The following is a 2,184-nucleotide window of genomic DNA, read 5'->3' on the forward strand; positions in this document are numbered from 1 at the left end:
ATGCGCCGGGCTGCTCTCCTTCGCGGGAGCCGCCGGACGACTAGGAACCCTGATGGCCGCCAAGGACGCGCAGCTCGCCACGCCACTTCGAAAGCTCCTCGACGAGGGCGCCGCCACCGACCAATTCACGATCAGCGACTCTCGCGACGCCGCCAACGCCATCCTCGGGGCTGCACTGATCGCTACGCTCACCCGCTGGGAAGATGGCCGCGACACACAAGATCCCGAGTTTCAGCAGGCACTGACCGACCAACTCGTCAGGAGCGTCGCACACGCCTGAACAAGCGCGCCCCAAGGGGTCCAAAGGGCAGGACGCGGTGCCCGACGACAGACGACTGGACCGGCCTGTCCGCCTTCGAGACGCCGAGGTCGTGGGTTCGAAGCCCGCCACCCCGACATGGCCCGGGATTGGAGCCGACTTCGGTTACCCATGGAACGTTCCTGTACAACTCGATCCATCGCTTTGATCATCAGGCCGCTGCGCCTCGCCGGCGTCGGTAGTGCTCGCGACCGAATAAATGGGTATCTGTGCGTCAGTCTGCGTCGACGAGGAACACCGGATGCCGATGCTCCTCGGCTTGGAAGGCCTCTAGGCCGTCGCGCGGAGTCGCCTCGAAAGCCCCACGCACGAACGGGTTGATCCGAGCCGAAAACGTCCGTCGCAGCTGCATGGCGACCTCGGCTCGGCGTCCGTCGGTGACCTCAGTGCAGCGGATCGTCTCCACCCGTCGGCCCCGACGGAGGCGCGCGGTACCAGCCGCTCGGATGTTCGCCACCCAACCAGTCTCGCCGAAGATCGAGACCAACCAGCGACGGCCGTCGTGACGGAAGATCACAATCGGGACGGTGCGCAGCGCTCCGGTTCGTCGTCCGGGGATGTCAAGTAGGTAGAGACGCCCCAGTGGAAATCCGGCCCTGAGCAGCGCGATCGGGATCCGGGAGAACACGAGCATGGCAACAGGCAGACCTGGTCGGAAGTGGTTCATATGCGCCCCTAGCGTCGGTACTCAATCTTAGATTATAGTCTAGACTCAGTTACAAACTATAGTCGAAGATTGGAGTTCGGGAGCCATGCCTGATTGGACCGCATTAGAGCTGCCCTCGTTCGCCGGGCGCACCGCTATCGTCACCGGCGCCAACAGTGGGCTGGGTGAGGTGACCGCCCGCGAGTTAGCCCGGGTCGGTGCCCACGTCATCCTGGCCGTGCGCAACACCGAGAAGGGTAAGACCACCGCCCAGCAGATGACCGGCGACGTCGAGGTGCGTCGACTCGACTTGCAGGACCTGTCCTCGGTACGCCAGTTCGCCGACGGGGTAGACACGGTTGATGTCCTGATCAACAACGCCGGCATCATGGCCACTCCGTACGCGCTCACCGCCGACGGCTTCGAGAGCCAGATCGGCACCAACCATCTCGGTCATTTCGCGTTGACCAACCTACTGCTGCCCAAGCTCACCGACCGCGTCGTGACGGTGTCGTCGGTGATGCACAGGATCGGCCGTGTCAGCCTCGACGACCTGAACTGGAAGACCCGGCGGTACTCGGCCTGGCCGGCCTACGGCCAATCGAAGCTCGCCAACCTGCTTTTCACCAGCGAGTTGCAGCGGCGCCTGGATACCGTCGGCTCTTCGATGCGCGCGCTGGCCGCCCACCCCGGCTTCTCGAACACCAACCTGCAAGGCCACTCCGGCCGCAAGTTGGGCGATGCGTTGATGTCTTTCGGCGCCCGGCTGATAGCCACTGATGCCGACTTCGGCGCCCGGCAAACGTTATACGCCGCGTCGCAGGACGCACCGGACAACACCTTCGCTGGCCCGCGATTCGGCATATGGGGCCGCACCCAGCCGGTCGGGCGGAGCTGGCTGGCCAAGCGCGCAGCCACCGCCGCCGCACTCTGGGAGCTGTCCGAGCAGCTCACGAGCACCAAATTTCCGCTCTGAAGAGCTGATGGGCTAACCGTGCGCGCGTCACGGTGAGGTTGTCAGCCACCGTTATCGACGGGGACCCACGTTAAGGTTGCCGCGATCCTGGCCGTGCCCCGACCGAGACCACGGTCAGTGGGGTGCATTTCCTGCAGGAGGACAGCCCCGACAAAATCGGCGTTGCCGTCGCGCAATTCGTACGGGAGCTGCGCTCGGCCTAGCAAGTGAGGCGGTTAAGACCTCACTGCCCGGAAGGCGACC

General features: G+C 64.7%; 2 protein-coding genes and 2 pseudogenes. 3 read left to right on the forward strand and 1 reads right to left on the reverse strand.

Features of this window, described 5'->3' with window-relative positions; all coding sequences use genetic code 11:
- A pseudogene (locus VGG53_RS15650) lies at window positions 1–280 on the forward strand (TetR/AcrR family transcriptional regulator); the annotation flags it as partial.
- Between the two features lie 253 nt (window positions 281–533).
- On the opposite strand, the gene VGG53_RS15655 reads toward VGG53_RS15650, so the two are convergent.
- Window positions 534–986 (reverse strand): nitroreductase family deazaflavin-dependent oxidoreductase, encoded by a 453-nt coding sequence (locus tag VGG53_RS15655; RefSeq protein ID WP_331518978.1) that lies wholly within the window; start codon window positions 984–986, stop codon window positions 534–536.
- 85 nt (window positions 987–1,071) lie between these two features.
- On the opposite strand from VGG53_RS15655, the gene VGG53_RS15660 reads away from it, so the two are divergent.
- Window positions 1,072–1,941, forward strand: coding sequence for an oxidoreductase (locus VGG53_RS15660; protein WP_331518979.1), 870 nt, complete (start codon window positions 1,072–1,074; stop codon window positions 1,939–1,941).
- A gap of 82 nt (window positions 1,942–2,023) precedes the next feature.
- Window positions 2,024–2,144, forward strand: a pseudogene (locus VGG53_RS15665) (haloalkane dehalogenase); the annotation flags it as partial.
- Window positions 2,145–2,184: the final 40 nt, after the last annotated feature.

Source organism: Mycobacterium sp. (assembly GCF_036490025.1).
In the GTDB taxonomy this organism is placed as follows: domain Bacteria; phylum Actinomycetota; class Actinomycetes; order Mycobacteriales; family Mycobacteriaceae; genus Mycobacterium.